Origin of the sequence: Brevibacterium sp. FAM 24630, from assembly GCF_049804075.1 — a bacterium.
In the GTDB taxonomy this organism is placed as follows: Bacteria; Actinomycetota; Actinomycetes; order Actinomycetales; family Brevibacteriaceae; genus Brevibacterium.
In genome coordinates this window covers 1-515 of the sequence record NZ_JBNBZD010000076.1, presented here as the reverse complement: position 1 = coordinate 515, position 515 = coordinate 1, and the positions used below count along the sequence as shown (strand labels likewise).

At 59.6% G+C, this 515-nt stretch carries 1 protein-coding gene; it reads right to left on the bottom strand.

Features of this window, described 5'->3' with window-relative positions:
- Positions 1-515 (bottom strand): ISL3 family transposase (locus tag ACPUD7_RS17795; protein WP_425120656.1); only part of this gene is annotated, 515 nt, incomplete at both ends.

Below are 515 nucleotides of genomic sequence, written 5' to 3'. Positions count from 1 at the left end.
CTTCGGTGAAGTTCGGGTCAGCGAAGAGGTTCGCGATTCTTTCCTGCTGCTTGGTCGTGAGTAAGCTGCTGCCCGTGTGAAGAGTTCTTCTTGCCCGGTACAACGGGTCCTTTGCTCGTCCGCGATGCCCGGTGGTCTCCTGCTGAACTCGGCGACGTACCTCGTCGAGGGCATCACCGGCGAGTTTGACGACGTGGAAGGGGTCCATGACTTCGACAGCGTCGGGCAGTTCCTCAGCTGAGGCTGTTTTGAAGCCGGAGAATCCGTCCATCGCGACGACGTCGATGCCATCACGCCATTCTTTCGGTCGGGCTTTCAACCATTGTTTGAACACCTGCTTCGAACGGCCAGCCACCATGTCGAGCAGACGTGCCGAGCCTGCCCCCTCGCTGATCGGGGTGAGGTCGATGATGACGGTGACGTACTTGTCACCACGCCGGGTGTGCCGCCATACATGCTCGTCGACACCAATGACGCTGACCCCGTCGAAACGAGTCGGGTCGTCGATCAACAAC